This is a genomic window from Gracilibacillus suaedae (assembly GCF_017599345.1).
Taxonomy (GTDB): domain Bacteria; phylum Bacillota; class Bacilli; order Bacillales; family Amphibacillaceae; genus Gracilibacillus; species Gracilibacillus suaedae.
Genome location: NZ_JAGFVL010000053.1, coordinates 37,368 through 60,208, shown reverse-complemented (window position 1 = coordinate 60,208; position 22,841 = coordinate 37,368). Strand labels below are relative to the sequence as shown.

Here is a 22,841-nt window from a genome sequence, read left to right as displayed (position 1 = left end):
AACATGACTTTTTATCTATCTTTATTGTCTATCTTTTTGACTAATAGTTCAAGATAATTGTCCAATTCTTCATAAGTTTTTTGATAAGTCATGTAATTTCCACCAAACGGATCGATTATATCAACGTTTTGAGCTTTCTTTTCTAACTGATTGATTTGATCTAGTAAAGTTGGATCAATTTCGCTACCTGCTAATTTTGCTTCCTCTAATTGCGTATATGCTTCTTTTAACTCATTCCAATTATTTTCGTAGTTAGGATCAGCATACTCTTTTAAGGTGAAAATTTTTCCTGTTTCTGCTGGGTAGCTTTGTTTCAACATATCTCGATGATTCTGGGTCATGGTAAGAATTAAATCAGCCCATTTTACTAACTCTTCTGTAACAGGTTGCGACTTATGATCAGATGAGATTCCTTCCTGCTTTAATACCTTGCTTGTCCCTTCTGACGCCGACATCCCCTCACCTGCAAAGAGTCCGGCAGATTGAACGTTATGCTCTGTTTTATGTTGTAATATCGCTTGAGCCATCGGACTGCGACATGTATTCCCTGTACAAACGAACAAAATATTCATGTATTGCTTGCCTCCATTATTGATATTACTTATTATTTTAACCCCAGCTTCATGATTAAATAATTTCCAATGAGCTAGTGAAGTTCTTCTTGGGATATCTCCGGCTACTCCTAGGATATCTACCTTTTTCCTTGAAAGAGAAGACTTTTTCCATGGAACACGATTTCCCTTCAGAGGATATCTCCTTCTCTTCCGGGGATATCTGCCTTTTTCCTTGGAAGAGAGGACTTTTCCAGCTACTAATCATAATCTCCTTTTATTATATCATATTATTAAAATAATACGTGCAGTCCAAATGCAAAGAGAATAGCTCCCCCCAACAGTTCACTGTAGGTGCCTAATAAATGATGAGTTCTTCTACCTATCAGTAATGCACACCAAGTTAATACTGTGCTGAAAAGACCGAACATAATAATCGCAAATACGGTTGCTACTCCAGAAAGGCCAAGTGATAGTCCGATTGAGAAGCTGTCCAAACTTACACTAAAAGCAAACATGATTAAGCCAAAGCCAACTGGCGCTAATATTGGTGTATCTTTTTGCAAAAAGGTTTGAAACATCATTTGAAACCCGATTGCACATAATAATAAACCTGCAGCTAGAATGGCAATTCCTTCTATTTTATTGGAAAGTATCGAACCTAACAACAACCCAATGAAGGGCATGATCATATGAAAAATACCGACCACAAGGCCGATCAAAAATATTCGTTTCAATCGAATTTCTTGCATTCCCACCCCTAATCCGACTGAAAAGGCATCCATTCCCAAGGCAAATGCCATACATATAATAGATATCACTTCCATGATTGATGTTACCATTCAAAAAAAAGCCCCCCTTCGCACTTAAACAAAACAAGTGAGACATGCCAGTCCCCTTGTCCCATTCTTATGCGTGGGGGGATCGTTATATGTTTTTGTTTTGCGTGTACCGGTGAGTGGCAGCTTTAGTTAGTCGATTCATGATAGCATCACCGATTCCTTCTTGCGGGTAGGTTTCGGCTAAAATAACATCAACGTCCGTGTCATTAAAATACCTTAGTCCGTAGTAAAGATTGGCAGCTACTTGCGATAAATCACCTTGACTGCCACAGTTATAACTGATATCTGCTTGAAGCTGTTCAACTAACGGTTTACTGGCAATGATCCCAACTTTTTTTCCTTCTTGTTGATAGCTGTGGATATAATTTTGGAAAAAGGTTTGATCGCCATCTATTAATATAAGCGGGGCATCTGGCTCATAATGAGTATATTTCATCCCCGGTGATTTTGGTTGATTTTCTTTTAGAGAACCTGTCAGTTCCACTTTACCAGCTACATTCTCTATCTGCTGTTTGGTCACACCACCAGGCCTTAAAATAACCGGTATATCACCTGTTGCATCGACAACGGTTGATTCTAAACCTACGCCTGTTGCACCACCATCAATAATTCCAGCAATTCTTCCGTATAAATCCTGGTAAACATGCTGTGCTGTTGTTGGACTCGGTTTTCCTGAAAGATTCGCACTTGGTGCAGCAAGTGGCAGGTTAGCCTCTTGTATTAGCGCCCTACCGATTGGATGGTCAGGAATCCTGATTCCCACAGTATCCAATCCAGCTGTAACAGTATCTGCGACAGTCCCATTGCTTTGTAAGATAATTGTAAAAGGGCCCGGCATAAAATGTTCGATTAACTTTTGGGCCATTGTGGATATCTCCGTAACATAATGTTGGATTTGACTTGGATCATAGACATGGACAATTAAAGGGTTATCAGACGGACGGCCTTTCGCTTTAAAAATCTTCGAGACCGCAACTTCACTCGTTGCATCCGCTCCTAATCCGTAAACTGTTTCAGTGGGAAATGCCACTACTTCTTGCTCATTTAATAATTGAGCGGCTTTGATTAATGACTGTTTGCTTGCATCCCATTTTTCTGTTTTCATGTTATCCCTCGATCTAGATAGAATCTATCCACTATTATGAAGTTATCAAGAAAATTGTGCAAGCACCTTTTCTTATCCACAGCATTTTCCACAAAAATGAAGATAAATGTGTACAAATCAGCCATTTATACACATTTTTATAAACAGATTATATTTTAAATGCTTACTCCTTTTAGTTATACACGAGTTTTTGCACATTCACGTAGAAGTTTGTGTATAACTGTCGTTTTTATCCACATCTTCTAGACTAGTTATCCACCACGAAGCTTGTAATGACTCTTCTAAAACTTGATCTGTCAGGTTATATCCTAATTGTGTTAATAACTGCTCGAGAACAACTGTTTTGCTGTGGATAATTAAGGACGTAGCCCCATAACTCTGCGTTAACTTCTCTGCTGTTTGAATGATCGATACCGGTAGTAGAACAGGTGCATTTCTTTTCATGACTAAACTCCGTAACCAATACGTATGGCGATCAACTGGAATCAGTGAGAAAAAGGCTGTCGGTTCTTCTTGTTTATAGATGAAATATCCATATTGCTTCATCTCTATTTCATTGAAATGTGGCACCTTTTCATCGAAGAAAGCTTCAAATTCCTTTTGAGCCAACTCTTTCGTCGGTATTAATTGCATCCTCTCACCTCTATCATTTCGTCTTACTATTAATCTATGACAAAATGATAGATTTATGATTAACTAAACCATTTTAAGAAGAAAAAAGTGTATTCTACTTCCTCTTCCTCCTTTTGTTCTTCCTCAAGTTCTTCTGTTTCTTGCTCATCTTCTTCATCTTCTACGGTTGTACCAAATGAAAAATCTAAAAAACATAAAGGTGGAAAAACGACACACCACCAATTAGATCCTTCCGCTTCACCTAAAGTGATCAAGATTGCTTCATATTCACCAGCTGGATAGAGATAGTTATCATAAAGTTTCGTCGGAAATTTTACGTCTTTACGATATTCCACCGTATACTCTTCATCTGCTACAGTATCTTTCACAATTTGATCGATATCATCGATGCGAGAGGAAATAAGCTGTCTCGCCTCATCAATATCATCCATTTCCTCAACCCATTCTGTCACTTCTTCATTTACCGCATCTCTGACAGCGTGTTTCATCTCCTGATCCTTCTCATCCTCGCTGTTCGCTAAAATTCTTAAACGGATTGCCTCATCCGGAATCACTTGGTAGGATTGTTCATTACTCGTTACCTTTTGTGGAAAAAAACCTATAATTAAAAACATAAGTACACTAAATAAAATAAGCTTTCGCATTTTTTATCCCCCTGTAATTAACTTTTGCTAGTCACAGTGTGGACAACATCGAAAGCTTTTAAACTTTTAATCTATTAATTTTTCACAAATAACCTATACTTTCTTTCTAAAGAGGCTTGTGTGGCTCGTCAAACACACCATTACAATGTAGTAATAATCGGCCCTTGCTTCGTTAGAATAATTGTATGTTCGTATTGAGCCACAAAGCTTTCATCGGTTAGGAAAGTCCATCCATCTTCGGATTGATAAACTTCCTCTTCCAATGTAGAGATAAAAGGTTCAAAAGCAATTACCATACCATCTTTTAAAATTTCGTCATCCCAGCGTGAGTAGTAATTGAAAATATGTGCTGGTGCTTCATGAATTGATCGCCCAACACCGTGTCCAGTAAGATTCTTTATAACAGTTAAACCATGCTGTTTTGCTACATTGTTTACAGTTTTTCCGAGCGCGCTTTTTTTCGAACCTGGTTTTGCCTTCTTTAGTCCAGCGTCGAAGGCTTCTTTAGCAACGTCACATATTTTCTGCAAAATGGTCTCTCCCTTCCCAACAACAAAGGAAATTCCAGTATCTGCGAAATAGCCGTTTTTAGAACCTGAAACATCAATATTTACAAGGTCCCCTTCTTTAATGGTGCGTTCACCCGGAATTCCGTGCGCAACTTCTTCATTTACACTAATGCACGTATATCCCGGAAAATCGTATTCACCTTTTGGTGCAGATTGAGCTCCTGCTTTTTCAAACATCTCTTTTGCAATTTCATCGAGTTCTTTTGTAGTAATTCCAGGTTTAGTGCAGTGGACTAAGTCATCTCGAATCGCTCCACAAATTCGACCAATTTCTTTTAATCCATTAAAATCCTGTTCAGTCTTTGCAATCATCGTACACCCTCACTTTTCAAAATTTTTTATGATTAGTATGCCATTCAGATTTATAAACAAAACGGCTTTTGCTTCAACAAAAGGTTCGTTGAAAGAATCGATAGTCGGCAGAACATCATTCTCAGGTTCCTCAAATTATTTATATACCTCTCCACAAGCCATTTTCACTTGCTATATCTTTTGACGAGATAGTTGTTCCTGTTCACAAGATAGCGGTAAATATTTCGTGAACAGTTACGTTGTCGCACGTACAATGCGGTCTTTGCCATTGATGTCTTGGAAGATGGTCACTTCACTGTTAGGAAATTGCTGCTTGATCAGTTGGTTAACTGCTTCTGCTTGTGTGTGACCAATTTCAAAAAAGATCATACCTTGCTTATTTAATACTCGACCTGCTTGGTGGATAATTTGTTGATAAGCGGCAAGGCCGTTGCTATCTGCAAACAATGCCATCTCCGGATCATAATCCTTAACAGTTTCCGATAGACTTTCCGCTTCTTTATAATCAATATATGGTGGATTTGAAACGATTACGTCTACTTTTTTCCCTTGTTCAATCAACGGTGCTAAGAAATTGCCATAAAAAAATGTAATCTCTGCGTTGTATTGGTCAGCATTTTTTTGGGCGACTGTTAATGCCTCTTCAGAAAGGTCCGTGGCAAGCATTTCGACCTGCTTGTTGTTTTCCCATTCTTTAGCCAAGCTGACAGCGATTACGCCACTGCCCGTCCCGATATCCACACAAGTAATATTGGTTTTATCCACAGTTTCTATTATCTGTTGTACGAGTTCTTCCGTTTCCGGTCTTGGAATGAGAACATGTTTATTAACATGGAACGTACGACCGTAAAATGCTTCAACACCTGTTAAATGCTGGACAGGGATTTTTGTTATGGCATGTCGTTCAATCTTTTGCTGAAAATCCGCTAGCTCCTCTTCAGGAAGCGGCGCCCGTAAATGAATGAGCAAATCAGTTTTGGACCAATCCAAAATGTGTAAAAGCAGGATTTCTGCCACTTTCGGTTCACAGTTATGTTTTTGTAAAAAAGAAGAAGCCCAATCAAGGGCCTCATGTACAGTTGATATTTGCATGTTATTCACCGATTTCTTCCATTTTCTTCGCTTGTTCTTCGATGATAAGCGCATCAATTACTTCTTCCAGCTTACCTTCTAAGATTTGATCAAGCTTTTGAATGGTCAGACCGATACGGTGGTCTGTTACACGATTTTGTGGGAAGTTATACGTTCTGATCCGCTCAGAACGATCACCAGAACCGACCGCAGATTTACGTGTCTGATCATATTCTGCTTGTGCTTCCTGCTGAAATTTATCATAGATACGAGCACGCAAAACTTTCATCGCTTTTTCTTTATTTTTGATTTGTGACTTTTCGTCTTGAATCGATACAACTATTCCTGTTGGTTCGTGCGTTAGACGGACTGCAGACATCGTTGTATTTACCGATTGCCCACCAGGACCACTAGACGCAAAGGTATCGACACGAATATCTTTTTCATTAATATCGATTTCTACTTCTTCTGCTTCCGGCATAACGACTACTGTTGCTGTTGAAGTGTGAATACGTCCGCCTGATTCAGTTTCTGGAACACGTTGTACACGGTGGGCACCATTTTCAAACTTTAATTTCGAATAGGCGCCAGTTCCATTAATCATGAACACTATTTCTTTAAATCCACCGACACCAGTCGTATTAGAGTCCATTATATCAATTTTCCAACCTTGTGATTCAGCATAACGAGAATACATTCTGAATAAATCCCCAGCAAAAAGAGCTGCTTCGTCTCCCCCTGCTGCACCACGGACTTCCATGATAACGTTTTTGTCATCGTTAGGATCTTTCGGTAGTAATAAAATTTTCAGACGTTCTTCCAACTCTTCTTTTTGCTCAGAAAGCTCTGTGACTTCCATCTTTGCCATTTCACGCATTTCATCGTCAAGATCGTCCTCTAACATCTCTTTAGCATCATCTAGTTGTGTTGAGACATCTTTATATTCCCGATAAGCTGAAATCACATCTTGAAGATCTGATTGTTCTTTCGAATATTCTCTTAATTTCTTCGAATCATTAATAACTTCCGGGTCACTTAATAATTCATTCAATTTATCATAACGTGCTTCTAACGATTCTAAGCGATCTAACACGTTCTTCACCTCTTTCTCCGATTAGCAAAACTTCACTATGATACAGTATATTACAAAATAACGAAGACCGTCAAAATCTACTATGTGCTTTTAATTTACTTTTCGGATGATTCGGTACGTCGTGGTGATGTCTGCATCGCGGTTCATATGCTTCTTTGGCACCAACTAAAATAACAGGATCATCATAAGAAGCTGGACTGCCATTAATTAATCGTTGCGTTCTGCTTGCAGGCGAACCACAGACAGGGCATACCGCATTTAATTTTGTAACAAATTCACTGATCGCCAAAAGCTGCGGCATCGGTCCAAATGGTTCGCCGCGGAAATCTGTATCTAATCCTGCTAGGACAACACGATGGCCTCTATCAGCTAGTTCTGACACGATATGAATAATATCATCGTCGAAAAATTGTACTTCGTCGATTCCGATCAAATCCATATCATCGGTAATGTCTTCTAATATGTCAATTGCTCGTTTGACAGGTTTTGCTATTAGTTCTGAGCCATTATGGGAAACGACATAATCATCTTTATAACGATTGTCAATTAGTGGTTTATAGACAGCAACAGAGAGGTTGCCGTACGTTGCGCGTCGTACTCTGCGAATTAATTCTTCTGATTTGCCTGAAAACATGCTTCCGCATATTAGTTCAATCCAACCGGCATGCTTCATAATGTGCATGATAATGTTGCCCCTTCCAGCATTATTGTTTCTCTATATTTAAACATTTTACCATGTTTTTCGTATTAATATGTAGCTGTGAGTATTTTCCTCTCAGCGTCAACATCAAAGAAAAATTCGGCTTATCGCGAAAGCCTTAGTTTCATATACTACTATCAACAATAGTATTTTGTCCTTTCAGATAATACAAATAAAAAACAGGCAAATTTTTGGTGCATTTGCCTGTTTCAAGGATTTTTATCCTATTATATCTTCGTACAATGAAAAAATACCAATTAGCTAAGGTTGTATTTTTTCTTGAATCGGTCAACACGACCGCCGACTTTATCAGCTTTTTGTTTACCAGTATAGAACGGGTGAGAAGCTGAACTGATTTCTACACGGATTAATGGGTACGTATTGCCATCTTCCCATTCAATTGTCTCTTCAGATGTTGTAGTAGATCCGCTTAGAAATTTGTAGTCAGAGCTTGTATCAAGAAATACAACTTTGTGGTATTCTGGATGAATATCTTTTTTCATGTCTGTCCACTCCTTTTGCCCTGAATCCTGAGGAAACAGAGTTAGATTCATGCTTTGTTGAGCATTTTTGTCATACAGAAGAATTATAACAACCTAAAGCACTGTTTGCAAGAGAATTTTAATATTTCTATCATTAACTAGATTTTTTCGTACCTTTTCGCTTCATTTCTTCTTCTAATACAGATAAAAATTCCTCATTGCTTTTCGTTGAACGTAATTTACGTAAGAAACGCTCTAAGAAATCTGGAGAGTCTTGCATACTTTTTCGAATCGCCCACATTTTTTCGAGATGATTTTTGGAAACAAGCAATTCCTCTTTTCTTGTACTGGAACGTAATATATCAATCGCAGGGAAAATACGTCGCTGTGCTAAATTACGATCCAAGTGCAGTTCCATATTGCCTGTACCTTTAAATTCTTCATAGATTACATCATCCATACGTGAACCAGTCTCTACTAGGGCTGTTGCCAGAATAGTGAAGCTTCCTCCATCTTCAATATTTCTTGCGGCACCAAAGAAGCGTTTTGGTCTATGGAAGGCAGCCGGATCAATACCACCAGATAGCGTTCTTCCGCTTGGTGGGATAACAAGGTTATAAGCACGCGCAAGACGTGTAATACTATCCATAAGAACGACGACATCCTTTTTGTGCTCAACAAGTCGCATCGCACGTTCTAACACTAATTCGGCTACTTTTATATGATTTTCCGGTACTTCGTCAAACGTAGAGCTGACTACATCGACATTCTCATCAACAGAACGTTCAATATCTGTCACTTCTTCCGGACGTTCGTCCACTAAAAGAATAATTAGCTTTGTGTTCGGATGATTCTTCGTAATACTATTTGCGATTTGCTTAAGAAGCATCGTTTTACCTGCTTTAGGTGGGGCTACAATTAAACCACGTTGCCCGTAACCAACAGGTGTTAATAAATCCATGATTCTAGTTGAAATCAACTTTGTATCCGTTTCTAAATTCATCAAGCGATCTGGATATAACGGTGTCAATGCCGGAAAGTGAACACGTTCTTTCGCTGCTTCCGGATCTTCACCATTGACGGCGTCGACATGCAATAGTCCGTAATATCGTTCATTTTCTTTTGGCGGACGTACTTTACCAGATACTTTGTCACCATTACGTAAGTCAAAACGTCGAATTTGGGATGCAGAAATATAAATATCTTCCGCACTAGGCGAATAATTGATTGGACGGAGGAAACCGAAGCCTTCTGTCGGAATGATTTCTAAAATACCATCCATAAACAAATAGCCGCTTTTTTCCGCTTGCGCTTTTAATATCGCAAATATTAGTTCTTTTTTTGTTAATTTTGCGTAATAAGATACTTTAAATTCTTTTGCTTTAGCATAAAGTTCTTTTAATGTCATTTGTTCTAGTTCTGAAATTGTTACTTCACTCACAAAATCACCACACCTATTTTTTTATTATATATTCCATCTTCATGTAATTTTCGAGATTAACAGTTTGTAGATTTTAAACGTGGGGAATCTAATCAATATGATAAATTGATCTTTCGTTTGTTTATACATTTGTTTTATCTGTCAATGGTCAATCAATATATGGAAACTCAATGGGAGCACCGAGATCGCTTGAAATCTCAAGAAGAGTATGAGATGGAAGCACCTTCATCCAACCCGTTTGCCGGATGATATTGGAAGAACTCAATTACTTGGAATAAATGAGTCAATGATATTCTTTCTATATAGTACATGGTTACAACTATATATTCAACTAATTTTTATGAAAAAGTGATTTTTTTGTAAAATTAATGTGAATTTTTAAGAAATGGTTAGGTAAAACTCATTTTATCCACTTGGCAAAGTGGTTTTCTTGCCAAGTTAGCTAAAAACCGCCCACGGTAAGCGCAGTATTCTGCCGGAGCGGATGGCAACATTTCTCAAAAAACAGGATGGAACAACGCAAATCCATCCAGTTACTGCATAGTTTATGGATTTTGTGCATCATTTTCCTAATATGTAAAAGAAAAGAGAGACTTCGTGGTCTCTCTTGCTTTAGGAATTCTGAAATTGTTGTATCTCTTTTTCGGTCATTTCTTCTCGCCAAACTCGGGCACCGAGCTCGTCTAATTTCTCTGTTAAGTTGGCATACCCTCGATCAATATGTTCCAATCCTGTGATTTCTGTTATTCCATTTGCCATTAGACCGGCAACAATCAGAGATGCTCCTGCTCGCAAATCACTCGCCTTTACTTTTGCACCCTCCAACGGTGTAGGTCCTTGGACAATGGCAGAACTTCCTTCTACTTTAATTTGAGCATTCATTCTTCTTAATTCATCGATATGTTTAAACCGCGCTTGGTATATAGTATCTGTGACAACCCCTGTACCTTCTGCTTTTGTCAATAATGCTGTAAAAGGTTGCTGTAAATCCGTTGGGAAACCAGGATGTACAAGGGTTTTGATATCAACACTTTTGAGTCCTTCTCCTCTATGGAGGAGTAATTGCTCTTCCCCTTCTTCAATATGTACACCCATTTCTCTTAATTTGGCCAATAGTGGTTCCAGGTGTTGCGGAATAACATTGTCAATCAATACTTTCTCACCTTGAGCGGCGGCCAATATTGTATAGGTACCTGCCTCAATACGATCAGGAATAATGGTATGCATGCACCCAGTTAACTGCTCTACACCATCAATACGGATAACGTCCGTTCCTGCACCTTTAATTCTCGCACCCATACTGGTTAGTAAGGTGGCTACATCAATAATTTCCGGTTCTCTTGCTGCATTTTCAATAACTGTACGTCCTTTTGCTTTCACTGCAGCAAGCATAATATTGATCGTTGCTCCGACACTGACAACATCCAAGTAGATCCGGGCACCCTTCAGTTCTTTTGCTCGTAAATAAATAGCTCCTTGTTCATTCGTAACGGTTGCACCAAGAGCTTCAAAGCCTTTAATATGCTGATCAATTGGTCTTGGACCAAGATAACATCCACCAGGTAAACCGATGACCGCTTCCTTAAAACGCCCCAGCATGGCTCCCATAAAGTAATAAGAAGCTCTCAGTTTTTTGACACGTCCATTTGGTAGCGGCATTGCTGTCATATGAGCAGGATCTATATGAACCGTCTGTCCTTTTCGCTCTACTTCTCCACCGATTTCTTCCAGTAAATAGCTTAACGTTTCTACATCCGAAATATCTGGTAATCCTTCAATAATTACTTTTGAATCTGCCAATATAGATGCTGGTAATAATGCTACCGCACTATTTTTCGCACCACTGATCCGAACTTTTCCATTTAATAAATAACCGCCCTCTATAAGCAACTTCTGCATATATATTTCCCTCACTTTCAAGGATTCCTGTAACCATCCCAGCAACATCAATATTATAAACTTATTCTGTACTAAACCTGCCAATATTATGTAATAAAAACAAACTTAAAATCATTATATCTCATTTCCAAGTGATTTAAAACAGGAGATTGACAAGCGAAAGTAGATGGACTAATTTTGGCATTGATTTAATGTGAACTATTTGGATTCACTGGCAACTTTGGGCTGTTTTCTGGCAACTTTCAGGATTTACTGGCAACTTTGGGCCGCTTTCTGGCAACTTTCAGGATTTACTGGCAACTTTGGGTTGCTTTCTGGCAACTTCTATCATCAAAGCAGAAAAAAACCATACTCACTTAAGAGTATGGTTTGTAAATCAATTTATGCTTTTCCTGAAGAACCGAATTCGCGCATTTTTCCGATTACTGTATCTTTAATTGCGTCGCGGCTTGGTCCTAAGTATTTACGTGGGTCGATCATTTCTGGGTTCGCTTCTAATACTTCACGAACTACTTTTGTTTGTTGGATTTGATTTTCTGTATTTACATTGATTTTAGATGTACCATAGGAGATTGCTTTTTGGATATCTGCAACTGGGATACCAGTTCCACCGTGAAGTACTAATGGTACTCCAGCTACTGTGTTGATTTCTTCCATTTCTTTGAAGCCTAAGTTTGGTTCACCTTGGTAAGGACCATGTACAGAACCTAATGCTGGTGCAAGACAGTCAACTCCAGTACGTTCAACTAGCTCTTTACATTCGTTCGTATCAGCATACATGATGCCACCTTGTACACCATCTTCGTTACCACCAACTGTACCAAGTTCTGCCTCAACAGATACTCCGTGGAAGTGCGCAAGTTCTACTACTTTAGAAGTTACAGCAATATTTTCTTCAAATGGATCGTGTGACGCGTCAATCATTACAGAAGTGAAACCTGCATGGATTGCTTTTGCACAAGATTCAAAGCTTGAACCATGATCTAAGTGGATTGCTACTGGAACGGTTGTACCTTGTGCTTCCATTGTAGCTTTTACCATAGCGACTACTACATTGAAACCACCCATGTATTTCCCAGCACCTTCAGATACACCAAGGATTACCGGTGATTTTTCTTCTTCAGCTGCTTGAAGAATAGCTTGTACATACTCTAGGTTATTAAGGTTAAATTGACCTACAGCATAACGATTTTTATTAGCTGTTTCAAGCATTTCTTTCATTGAAACTAATGGCATAATTGCTCCTCCTTTAAGGTATGTATATACAATTGATTTAACAATCGATCCTCTTACGAAAGATTGCACCCATTAATAGAATACCAATTCCGACAAAAAGGTGCAACAAAACAATCGACAGAAAACGCTTACCCCCATAAATTTCTCAAAATCTTTGAACCACTGTAGAAAATTTAATCAACTATTCCAAAATATTCTTCAGTAATTGTCTAATATCATTTAATTGAAATGGTTTTCCTATTGTTTTGAACACAGATTTTAAATCTCGTACATCATCTTCTGCTTTTTCTGGCAAACCACTCATTATAATAGTTGGGACTACGATATTATCATTTTCCAATTTCTTAACTAAAGTAGGGCCATCGATGATTGGCAACTTATAATCCAACATGATCAAATCAGGCTTATTATCTAAGACTTTGTCTAAAGCTTCTTTGCCATTCAAAGCTAACTCTACATTATACCCTTCTTGCTGAATTACTTCCTCGAGTAACAGCCGAATACCAATTTGATCATCTACTACTAATACTGTTTTGTTCATGCTCTGCCAGCTCCTTTATGTTTTTCTATTTATATATATTTAGTTGCTTGATACATTGTCATAAATTGCGAATTGGCGTCCGTTTTGTAATAAGCCCTTTTTCTTATAGTTCGATATGATAGACGAAAATCCTGCAATATTCGTAGTATTTTATAAATTTTGTGTTTATTTGAGCTGAATAATAGCATAAAGAAACCGTCATAGTAATGTACTATGACGATTGGTAAAATGGGACTTTTTTTCACATTATTGTTTGTTTACGGCTGCGTTAATAAATCCTTTAAATAGTTGTTGTGGTCGAGTTGGTCTTGATTTGAATTCTGGGTGGAACTGTGATGCGACGAACCATGGGTGGTCGTTTAGCTCGATTGTTTCCACTAGCTTTTCATCAGGGCTTGTCCCTGAGAAGATAAAGCCATTCTGTTCCATCTGGTCGCGATATTGATTATTAAATTCAAAACGATGACGATGACGTTCATAAACCACATCTTCATTATAATAGGCATCTTTTGTTTTCGTTCCTTCTTTTAATCGGCAAGGATACAAGCCTAAACGTAATGTTCCGCCAAGATCGGAAATATCTTTTTGCTCTGGCAAAAGATCGATAATCGGGTGTGGCGTATTTGGATCAATTTCAGCTGAATTTGCCCCTTCTAATCCTAGCACATTACGCGCGAATTCGACCGTTGCCAGCTGCATACCTAAGCAAATGCCTAAGAAAGGTAATTTGTTTTCACGCGCAAAACGGATTGATTCAATTTTACCTTCAATGCCACGATCCCCAAAACCACCTGGTACTAATAATCCATCAACATCTGCTAATTCCACCGCCACGTTCTCAGCACAAACTTTTTCTGCGTTAATCCATTTCACATCGACATCTGCATCATGTGCGAACCCTGCATGTTTTAATGCTTCTACAACGGAGATATATGCATCTGGTAATTCTACATATTTACCGACAAGTCCTATTGTAACTTTTTTCGAAAGGTTTAGTACTCTTTCCACTAATTGATTCCATTCTGTCATATCTGCTGGACCACAGTCTAAACCAAAGTGATCACATGTTAATTGATCCAGTTTTTGCTCCTGCATTGCTAATGGAATATGATAAAGGGTATCAGCATCACCTGATTCAACAACTGCTTTTTCATCAATATCACAGAACAAAGCGATTTTCTCTTTCATTTCCTGGCTGATTTCATGCTCTGTACGTAATACAATTACATCAGGCTGGATACCTAATGAGCGTAATTCCTTCACACTGTGCTGGGTTGGTTTTGTCTTTAATTCTCCAGCTGCCTGAATATAAGGAACTAATGTACAATGAATATACATGACATTCTCTCTGCCAATGTTACTTTTAATTTGACGAATTGCTTCAATAAAAGGTAACGACTCAATGTCGCCAACAGTACCACCAATTTCAGTAATGACGATATCTGCGTTTGTTTGCTTTCCTGCTTGAAATACTTTGTCTTTAATTTCGTTGGTAATATGCGGAATAACTTGGACGGTTCCACCTAAATAATCACCACGACGTTCTTTCTTAATAACAGTTGAATAGATTTTACCTGTTGTGATGTTACTATACTTGTTTAGGTTGATGTCGATAAATCGCTCATAATGACCTAAGTCCAAGTCTGTTTCAGCACCATCATCTGTTACGAACACTTCTCCATGCTGGTAAGGGCTCATCGTTCCCGGGTCAACATTGATGTAGGGGTCGAACTTTTGAATGGTTACTTTTAATCCTCTGTTTTTTAAAAGGCGGCCTAGAGATGCTGCTGTAATTCCTTTTCCAATGGAAGAAACAACACCACCAGTTACAAAGATATATTTCGTCACACTGTATCCCTCTTTCTTTTGTAATTGTTCTATCTTTTGCTTAGTATTCTGTTTTTATAGTAGTAGTCATACTAAGCTTGATGAAAATATGATTGAAATAATTGCTTACTAAAAAATAAAAAGCGCTCCCCTTGAGCAGGGGAACGCTGTATATTTCCATTAATTTATGGAGCCCAATAAAAATTTTACTCAGAAGCTTGTGGAAAGTCAAGTACTCTGATGAACTATTTTTCTAGTTCGTCATCTGTGTCAAAATCATCATCGACTTCATCTTCAAGGTCATCATCATCAAAGTCAAAGTCATCATCTACGATATCATCTGTATCTAGATCCTCATCAAATCCAGTTAAATCCTCATCACCAATAACTGTTTCATCAAGATCTTCCGTTTCTTCCAATGGTTCCACTGGAGCTTTTTTCTTCTTCGCTTTTTTCTTTTTCTTCTTTTTCGGTACAGGAGTGATGTCTTCATCAATCTCTTCTACCGGATACCATCTTTTTAATCCCCACAGGTTGGAACCTTTCGTCATAAAACGGCCATCTATATTTAAATCAGTATAAAATTGCAAGATCCAGGCGTCTTTTTCTGTCTCGGATAATTCTTTCAATTTGGCAACACGTTCAAAGATTTCACGGAAATCCATTGCTTTGTTTTCTTCTTCTAAAATTAACGTTGCAATATCAATCATTGCCATTTCATCTATTCTTTCTTTTGTTAAGTCCTTTAAACTCACGCTCTAGCACTCCTTTTTATCTAATCTATGTAAACAAATTCACTGACCAGTTAAGTTCTACCATCATATTATATGGCTTTGTTAATTGAATTGCAACAATCTTTCAGAAAGCTATTTTTGAATAAAACTTACCAATTTTCCAACCTTTTCTTCCGTTAAATCACCGGAATTATCAAAAATATTGATATTTTCTTTCGTAATATTCCAATTAATGGTTGGTACGAAGTCTACTCTTGTTTCATAAGAATCCCAATTTTCCAACTTCCATGTATCACGGTCTGTACCGCGCTCTTCAATTCGTTTACGTTGTTGTTCGATATCCTGTAGCGTTACAACCACGACCTTGACATCAACCTCTGCTTTTGTTTTGTCACTTGCTGCAATCACTTCTTCGATCCATTCTTTATTTTTTAATTCTGCTGTAAACGGTGAAATCATAAAAACATTTTGTCCAACACGTAAGTTTTCAATACATATATCTTTCGTTGTATCGTATTCTAAATCGCGAAGGTTTTCCTTATAAAATGTTGAATCACGATCGTTTGGATCAAGATCATTCATTTCCAGAAAGCGTTCCACAAAACGTCCCCCTACTGTATCACGATCAAGAAATGCACACGGGATATGTTCTGAGACTTTTTCTGCTACTGTTGTTTTACCTGTTCCTGCTACACCTACAAAAAAAACTAATTTTTGCACGATTAACACCTCTTTTATTTATCTGTCCTTCTATATGTTAACTTATTATTGAAAAAAACGCATCCTTTATGTTGCTTATGATTTTAACCTTTTTTGGGTATAGTAACAAGGAGAAATGAGGGAAAAATATATGCTTTGGATAATCATCTTGTTTATTCTTTTACTAATTATTGATTTCCAATTTGGTCGTTTTCTTGTTTCCCACCGTAATAAAAGTCAAAGTTGGCAGACCACTACTAAAGAAGTAGAATTGTTTGTTGACGGAAATTCTTTATTTGAGGCAATGCTTTCCGATATCGAGAAAGCAACAGAATCGATTGACATGCAATTTTTTATTATTCGTAATGATCGAATAAGTAACAAGTTTTATACGCTGCTCGCCCGTAAACATGCTGAGGGAGTTCGTGTAAGGTTATTAGCCGATTGGGTGGGCAGTTTTAATTTTCGCAAAAAATGGCTAAATCAAAAATTTGATATGCGCAAAATGAATCCACCGCGTTTTCCTTTTTTCTACCATTTACAACAGCGGAATCATCGCAAAGTGCTTGTGATTGATCAGAGAATTAGCTACCTTGGTGGCTTTAATCTAGGTAATGAATATGTTGGCAAAGATGTTTTATTGGGAAGTTGGCGTGATTACCATTTACGAATGATTGGGGAAATTAGCGAGGTGTTACAGAACAGCTTTGCTAGTGATTGGGGAGAAGCGAATACAAGCCAAATTTCTCAAACTGGTGATGTACAGGCCTTAGTGACGGAAGGGGATGTATTAGAGAAAGAATTGCTGAATTATATAAAGAAAGCAAACCAATCGATTGAAATTGGCTCTCCTTATTTTGTCCCTACCCGACAACTTGCAGAGGCACTTATGGCTGCATTGGCGAGAGGTGTTGACGTAACTATTTTAATTCCTGAAAAAGCTGATCATATTGTAGCTAAAGCTGCAGCTCTCCCTTATTTGAGAAAATTGAAAGAACGTGGTGCCACCATTCATCTATATGTTGATGGTTTTTTTCACGCCAAAATGTTATTTTTTGATCGAAAAACATGTGATGTAGGTACAGCCAATTTCGATCGCAGAAGTCTTCAGCTGAATCAGGAGCTAAACCTGATCGTCAGCCATCAGCATCCTATCTACCAGGCAATGCGCAAAGCCTATGATTCCGATATAAGCAACAGCAAAATAATGACAGATACTTGGCTCAATCATCAGCCACTGTACCTGATAATTCTATCATGGGTTAGCATTCCATTCCGGATCTTTTTATAGTCCGTTGGAATCCTTTCGTTTCCTCAGTACTATGCCGACCTATTGGCTGACTCAACGTTTGGTATTAAATTAAGATACACTAAGTACCATTTTTCCTTCTACAAGATTTATTTTGGTACTTAGTTTTATGATTCGAATTGTTATTATAAAGAAAAAGGGCTACCATAAGTCTTTGACCAGAACTTATGGACAGCCCTTTCTTACATACTTTCCGGTGCGTGGACACCGATTAGTTTCATTCCGTTTGCTAGTGTGATGCGAACTGCTTGCATTAATGCGAGTCTTGCTTTTGTTGCATCTAAATCGTCTTCGTTGATTACTTTTTCAGCATTGTAGAAGCTGTGTAAGTTTGCTGCTAGGTCGAAAATGTATTGGGTGATGCGATGTGGCGTTCGGCTTTCCGCTGCATCGGCAATCACTTGGGTAAACTCGCCCAGCTTTTTCAATAAATCTTCTGCTTTCTCAGACTGCAAAATGCTAGCATCATACGCTGTAAAGTCGATCCCCTTCTCTTCTGCTTGCTTGAGCATCGTACAAATTCGTGCGTGCGCATATTGTACATAATAAACTGGGTTATCATTCGACTCTGACTTGGCTAAGTCCATATCAAAGTCTAGATGGGAGTCGGCTGAACGCATAACGAAGAAATAACGCATGGCATCAATGCCAACTTCTTCCATTAACTCTCTTAATGTTACTGCTTTACCAGTACGTTTACTCATTTTTACCTTTTCACCATTTTCGAAAAGGTTGACCATTTGAATGATTTCCACTTCCAATGTATCTGCGTCATAGCCTAATGCTTGGATCGCTGCGCGCATTCTTGGGATATAACCGTGGTGGTCTGCACCCCAAATGTTAATCAACTTATCAAAGCCACGATCGAGCTTATTTTTGTGATAAGCAATATCTGGTGACAAGTACGTATAAGAACCGCCTTGCTTGACTAAAACACGATCCTTATCATCTCCAAAATCGGTGGTGCGGAACCATGTAGCACCATCTTGTTCATAAATATAGCCTTTTTCTTTTAATAATTCGATTGTCGGGATGATTTTGTTCTCTTCATACAAAGATGTTTCGGAAAACCAATTATCAAATGTTACACGGAATTGTGCTAGATCCTCTGCTAGTTTATCTAATTCGAATTTTAACCCATATTCACGGAAAAAGGCTAGCTGCTCTTCTTCTGATTTTTCCAGCAACGCTTCTCCATGTTCCTTTGCTAACGTTTCTCCGATTCCGATAATATCGGCACCATGATAACCGTCTTCTGGCATGGGAAAGTCCTTTCCTAATGCTTGCATATAACGTGCTTGGACAGATAAAGCAAGGTTATTAATTTGATTACCAGCATCATTAATGTAATATTCACGCTGCACATCATAGCCTGCTTTCGCTAAAATATTGCACAGTGCATCGCCGACAGAAGCACCACGAGCATGACCAAGATGTAAGTCACCGGTTGGGTTTGCTGAAACGAATTCTACTTGGATTTTTTCGCCATTGCCAGCATTTGATGCCCCGTATTTTTCAGCTTGTTCTAAGATAGTTGGAATTAAATTCGTTAAGTATTGATTGTCGATGAAAAAATTGATAAAACCTGGACCTGCGATATCGACACTTTTAATTGAAGCTTTTGATTGATCTAATTGCGCAACAATGTCTTCTGCAATTTGGCGTGGAGCTTTTTTAGCTACTTTAGCCAGCTGCATCGCGATATTTGTTGCGTAATCTCCATGCGCTTTGTCTTTTGGTTGCTCGAGGACAACAGCAGGAAGTTCTGCTTCTGTTGCCAACTCTGCCGCCAGAACTGCGCGCTTAATTTCTGCCTTTAAATTTTCCTGCATCTTTTGCATCACGTTCATACAATAACCTCCATTAGTTTTCTTTTGCTAAGCTAATCGTTAAGCGGTGACGTCTCGGTGTTTCCCCGTTCAAACTTGTTTGATATTTGATAAATAATTTACCATCCTGATTTGCAACAGGGGGTTGGTATGATATTTGATCTGTCTCAGTTTCCATATGCATCGTCCCAAACTGATGCCGATAAACATTTTCCGTTATTTGCTTGCTTTGAAACTTTTGCAACATCGATACCGCTCCGGACCTTTTGACACTAACTTTGTCGGGTTGAATCGTAATCAGAGAATCCGTTTGTTCATTATTTTCGTTTGTTTCACTAAATTTCAATACAGTAGTATCATCTTTCTCCAATAAATGACCTTTTTCTTCAACAACCGTAACCTCTTTGTTTCCTAGTTCAATAATTTCCATTGTCATTTTAATGGATACGGGAGATTTATTCATTTTATTCATCCTTCTATTGATCAAGGGCGTTTAACGCCTCGAGTGGTAATCTCGCATAAAAATAATCATCACGTTCTTCGATAAACTTTTGATAAGACGTACGTAATAAATACTTATCCTGCTTAGCTCGTCCTAAATAATATTGTTGAAAAGGGGTAAGTTCATCGGAACTTTCTAATATACGGATACATTTGTCTAGATTATTTTCTGCCAAGGCAATATGGGCTTGCTCAGCCTGATCTTCACTTGTGATACCTTCTGTCCTCTTATAATAAGCGGCGATAAAAGGCAGCGTGAAGTTCTGTAAACCATACATCGCTCGTTCATATTGTAATTCTCTAGCAAGCTCCAGTGCAACTGAAACATGGTACATCGCCTGATCATAGCTTTCGAATAAGTAACCTTGTGCCAAAATGTTATGAATATCAATTTTTTTGCGAGGATTATTGGTTTCCGTTAATAATTGATAACCATACTTCCGTGACAAAATCAGTTCATTTCGTTTCCAGTGATAAATAAACAACGTCTCATTCAATCTCGATTCCAGTAAATTATACAATAATGGATCTTTTACATGGAGAAGATCTTGTTTAATCGATTGATTAAACGTTCCAATCTTGCCATACTGGTGCATATCAAAATAACAGAAAATATGAACTAGATCACGCAGTATTTTCAATGAGTATTCATCATCATTTATTCGCAAACGATTTACGGCTTTGATATATTTTGCAGGTGCATCTGGCTTTAATTGCTTAGCTCTGAGTGTTTTCCGGTCATACATAATTTGGTAAATTCGGGATGTTTTCCGGACCAGCTTGCTGGTAGCATATTCTGTCTTTTCAATCAAGAGCTTTAATTCAGGAAATAAACCATTGGCATACAAATATTCCATCGCGGCACATTGATTTGCTACACTTTTACTCTCTAGGCAAATTTCACTCATATCTTTCAATTCATTAGGCTGACCTTTCAACTGCTGATATACGACATGTAACGGCATTTCTGTCTCATTTAACAAAAAATCTCTCACGATTTGATTCTTTTTCATGTAATATCCCCTAATCCAAATATAAACTGTAACCTATTTTATCATATTTACGTCATAGTTTACATCTGGTGTGACCTATTTTACCCAACCTAACAACATTTCTCTGATAAACTTGCTCGCAGCAATTGCAGTCTGTTCTGTTGGGTCATAGTTTGGTGCTACTTCGACAAGATCTGCTCCGACTACATGCACATCTGATCGGGCAATCAAATGAATAGCTGCCAATAATTCTTTCGACGAAATCCCTCCTGCCTCCGCTGTCCCTGTACCGGGTGCAAAAGCGGGATCTAATACATCAATATCTACTGTAACATAAACGGGTCGACCCGCTAATTTTGGCAACATCTGCTCTAACGGTTCAGCTACATCAAATTTCGCCATATACATACCACTTTCTTTGGCATAACGGAACTCATCACAATCACCAGAACGAATCCCGAAGGAAAAGACATTTTCGGGTCCAATTTTTTCACAGACTTTGCGAATTGGTGTCGAATGGGATAATGGCTCACCTTCATATTCCTCACGCAAATCTGCATGGGCATCTATGTGGATGACCGCAAGATCTGGATATTTTTCATATACTGCTTCGATAATCGGCCAACTGACCAGGTGTTCGCCACCTAGGCCTAATGGGAATTTCCCTTGCGCTAAAATTTGATCGATATAATCCCGAATCATCTCCAGGCTCCGTTTTGGATTACCAAAAGGGAGTGGGATATCACCTGCATCAAAATAATTCACTTCTTCTAAATGACGGTCTAAATAGGGACTATACTCCTCCAGACCAATCGATGCTTCGCGAATCCGGTTAGGACCGAATCGTGACCCCGGACGGAAGCTAACTGTCCAATCCATTGGCATCCCATAAAGGATCGCATCTGCATCTTCAAAATCTGGACGTGACATAATAAATACTTTTCCTGAATAGGCTTCGTCAAATCGCATTCCCCTCCCCCTTTCTAAACGGTTAAATCCTCCACGAATTTCGGTAAAACAAAACAAGCATGGTGCAATTGCTTTGTGTAATATTTTGTATCTATTTCAAAAAAGCGATCCTCTTTCACCTTTAATGGATCATGAATTTTGCTTCCGATCGTAAATGTCCACAATCCGCTTGGATAAGTTGGAATATTCGCCGTATACAAGCGGGTAACAGGAAAAATTTCTTTCACGTCCGCATATACCTGACGGATTAATTCTGCTTTAAACCAAGGATTATCTGTTTGTGCTACAAAAATACCATCATCTTTTAATGCCCTTGATATCCCTGCATAAAAGCCTTTGGTAAATAGGTTGACAGCAGGCCCTACTGGTTCAGTAGAATCGACTAGGATGACATCGTACGCTTTTTCGCTTTCGGCGATATGCATAAATCCATCTGCTACACGTACCTCTACACGCGGATCATCTAATTTCCCCGCGATGGACGGTAAATATTTTTTAGAATATTCAATGACTTTTCCATCGATATCTACCAGCACTGCTTTTGTAACAGAAGCGTGCTTTAAAATTTCACGAATTACCCCTCCGTCACCACCACCTACAACTAGTACTTCTTTCGGATTGGGATGAGTAAACAATGGAACATGTGCAACCATTTCGTGATAGACAAATTCGTCTTTCTCTGTTGTCATCACCATGTCGTCCAACAGCAACATGTTACCCCATTCTGCCGTTTCAACCATGTCCAGTTTTTGAAAATTTGTTTTTTCTGTATGATATGTTTGTTCAATCTTTGCAGTAATCCCAAAGTTGTCTGTTTGTTTCTCAGTAAACCATAATCCCATCTGGATCGCTCCTTCATCTA

The 22,841-nt window shown here is 38.4% G+C and carries 23 protein-coding genes; 1 reads left to right on the top strand and 22 read right to left on the bottom strand.

The features are described from left to right. Positions 1 to 11: 11 nt before the first annotated feature. The 17 genes from J5J03_RS15490 to J5J03_RS15410 form a co-directional block, all read right to left on the bottom strand. Positions 12 to 572: a low molecular weight protein arginine phosphatase gene (locus J5J03_RS15490; RefSeq protein WP_208590726.1), complete on the bottom strand. Its 561-nt coding sequence runs from the start codon at positions 570 to 572 to the stop codon at positions 12 to 14. Positions 573 to 844: 272 nt separating this feature from the next. Beyond that, complete coding sequence (locus J5J03_RS15485) at positions 845 to 1,393, bottom strand: manganese efflux pump MntP (protein WP_208590725.1); 549 nt, start codon at positions 1,391 to 1,393, stop codon at positions 845 to 847. An 85-nt stretch (positions 1,394 to 1,478) separates the two neighbouring features. Next, positions 1,479 to 2,498, bottom strand: a complete 1,020-nt coding sequence (locus tag J5J03_RS15480; protein ID WP_208590724.1) for an L-threonylcarbamoyladenylate synthase — start codon at positions 2,496 to 2,498, stop codon at positions 1,479 to 1,481. Positions 2,499 to 2,696: 198 nt separating this feature from the next. Beyond that, on the bottom strand, positions 2,697 to 3,131 hold the full coding sequence (locus J5J03_RS15475; protein ID WP_208590723.1) for a hypothetical protein: 435 nt from the start codon (positions 3,129 to 3,131) through the stop codon (positions 2,697 to 2,699). A gap of 59 nt (positions 3,132 to 3,190) precedes the next feature. Beyond that, entirely contained in the window at positions 3,191 to 3,775 is a 585-nt protein-coding gene (spoIIR, locus tag J5J03_RS15470) for a stage II sporulation protein R (RefSeq protein ID WP_208590721.1), read from the bottom strand. A gap of 140 nt (positions 3,776 to 3,915) precedes the next feature. Next, the gene (gene map / locus J5J03_RS15465; RefSeq protein ID WP_208590719.1) at positions 3,916 to 4,656 is read right to left on the bottom strand and encodes a type I methionyl aminopeptidase; all 741 of its coding nucleotides are present in this window, start codon (positions 4,654 to 4,656) and stop codon (positions 3,916 to 3,918) included. 234 nt (positions 4,657 to 4,890) lie between these two features. Beyond that, positions 4,891 to 5,748, bottom strand: a complete 858-nt coding sequence (gene prmC / locus J5J03_RS15460) for a peptide chain release factor N(5)-glutamine methyltransferase (protein ID WP_208590807.1) — start codon at positions 5,746 to 5,748, stop codon at positions 4,891 to 4,893. 1 nt (position 5,749) lies between these two features. Then, positions 5,750 to 6,820, bottom strand: a complete 1,071-nt coding sequence (prfA, locus tag J5J03_RS15455) for a peptide chain release factor 1 (protein WP_208590718.1) — start codon at positions 6,818 to 6,820, stop codon at positions 5,750 to 5,752. 70 nt (positions 6,821 to 6,890) lie between these two features. Then, positions 6,891 to 7,502: a thymidine kinase gene (locus tag J5J03_RS15450; RefSeq protein WP_208590717.1), complete on the bottom strand. Its 612-nt coding sequence runs from the start codon at positions 7,500 to 7,502 to the stop codon at positions 6,891 to 6,893. Positions 7,503 to 7,777: 275 nt separating this feature from the next. After that, entirely contained in the window at positions 7,778 to 8,023 is a 246-nt protein-coding gene (locus J5J03_RS15445) for a type B 50S ribosomal protein L31 (RefSeq protein WP_208590716.1), read from the bottom strand. Positions 8,024 to 8,156: 133 nt separating this feature from the next. Continuing rightward, a complete protein-coding gene (gene rho / locus J5J03_RS15440; protein ID WP_163578479.1) occupies positions 8,157 to 9,443 on the bottom strand; it encodes a transcription termination factor Rho in 1,287 nt (428 codons plus the stop codon). A gap of 612 nt (positions 9,444 to 10,055) precedes the next feature. Continuing rightward, positions 10,056 to 11,342, bottom strand: a complete 1,287-nt coding sequence (locus tag J5J03_RS15435; RefSeq protein ID WP_208590715.1) for a UDP-N-acetylglucosamine 1-carboxyvinyltransferase — start codon at positions 11,340 to 11,342, stop codon at positions 10,056 to 10,058. A 381-nt stretch (positions 11,343 to 11,723) separates the two neighbouring features. Beyond that, positions 11,724 to 12,578 carry a class II fructose-1,6-bisphosphate aldolase gene (fba, locus tag J5J03_RS15430; protein ID WP_018933528.1) on the bottom strand — a complete coding sequence of 285 codons (855 nt, stop codon included), beginning with the start codon at positions 12,576 to 12,578 and terminating at the stop codon, positions 11,724 to 11,726. A 181-nt stretch (positions 12,579 to 12,759) separates the two neighbouring features. After that, positions 12,760 to 13,119, bottom strand: coding sequence for a response regulator (locus J5J03_RS15425; RefSeq protein WP_208590714.1), 360 nt, complete (start codon positions 13,117 to 13,119; stop codon positions 12,760 to 12,762). Positions 13,120 to 13,365: 246 nt separating this feature from the next. Further along, positions 13,366 to 14,967 (bottom strand): CTP synthase, encoded by a 1,602-nt coding sequence (locus J5J03_RS15420; RefSeq protein WP_208590713.1) that lies wholly within the window; start codon positions 14,965 to 14,967, stop codon positions 13,366 to 13,368. Between the two features lie 224 nt (positions 14,968 to 15,191). Continuing rightward, positions 15,192 to 15,701 carry a DNA-directed RNA polymerase subunit delta gene (gene rpoE / locus J5J03_RS15415; RefSeq protein ID WP_208590711.1) on the bottom strand — a complete coding sequence of 170 codons (510 nt, stop codon included), beginning with the start codon at positions 15,699 to 15,701 and terminating at the stop codon, positions 15,192 to 15,194. Between the two features lie 111 nt (positions 15,702 to 15,812). Beyond that, positions 15,813 to 16,400, bottom strand: coding sequence for an AAA family ATPase (locus J5J03_RS15410; protein WP_208590710.1), 588 nt, complete (start codon positions 16,398 to 16,400; stop codon positions 15,813 to 15,815). Positions 16,401 to 16,530: 130 nt separating this feature from the next. Here J5J03_RS15410 and J5J03_RS15405 point away from each other — a divergent pair, with 130 nt between their 5' ends. Continuing rightward, positions 16,531 to 17,670 (top strand): phospholipase D-like domain-containing protein, encoded by a 1,140-nt coding sequence (locus tag J5J03_RS15405; protein WP_208590709.1) that lies wholly within the window; start codon positions 16,531 to 16,533, stop codon positions 17,668 to 17,670. A 200-nt stretch (positions 17,671 to 17,870) separates the two neighbouring features. Here J5J03_RS15405 and argS read toward each other — a convergent pair whose 3' ends face one another. The 5 genes from argS to speE all read right to left on the bottom strand — a co-directional run bounded on the left by argS (position 17,871) and on the right by speE (position 22,821). Further along, positions 17,871 to 19,538, bottom strand: coding sequence for an arginine--tRNA ligase (gene argS / locus J5J03_RS15400; protein ID WP_208590708.1), 1,668 nt, complete (start codon positions 19,536 to 19,538; stop codon positions 17,871 to 17,873). A 13-nt stretch (positions 19,539 to 19,551) separates the two neighbouring features. After that, positions 19,552 to 19,980, bottom strand: coding sequence for a DUF1934 domain-containing protein (locus J5J03_RS15395; RefSeq protein WP_208590707.1), 429 nt, complete (start codon positions 19,978 to 19,980; stop codon positions 19,552 to 19,554). Between the two features lie 13 nt (positions 19,981 to 19,993). Further along, positions 19,994 to 21,031: an AimR family lysis-lysogeny pheromone receptor gene (locus tag J5J03_RS15390; protein ID WP_208590706.1), complete on the bottom strand. Its 1,038-nt coding sequence runs from the start codon at positions 21,029 to 21,031 to the stop codon at positions 19,994 to 19,996. A gap of 75 nt (positions 21,032 to 21,106) precedes the next feature. Then, complete coding sequence (speB, locus tag J5J03_RS15385) at positions 21,107 to 21,979, bottom strand: agmatinase (protein WP_208590704.1); 873 nt, start codon at positions 21,977 to 21,979, stop codon at positions 21,107 to 21,109. Positions 21,980 to 21,993: 14 nt separating this feature from the next. Further along, entirely contained in the window at positions 21,994 to 22,821 is an 828-nt protein-coding gene (gene speE / locus J5J03_RS15380; protein ID WP_208590703.1) for a spermidine synthase, read from the bottom strand. Positions 22,822 to 22,841 lie beyond the last annotated feature (20 nt).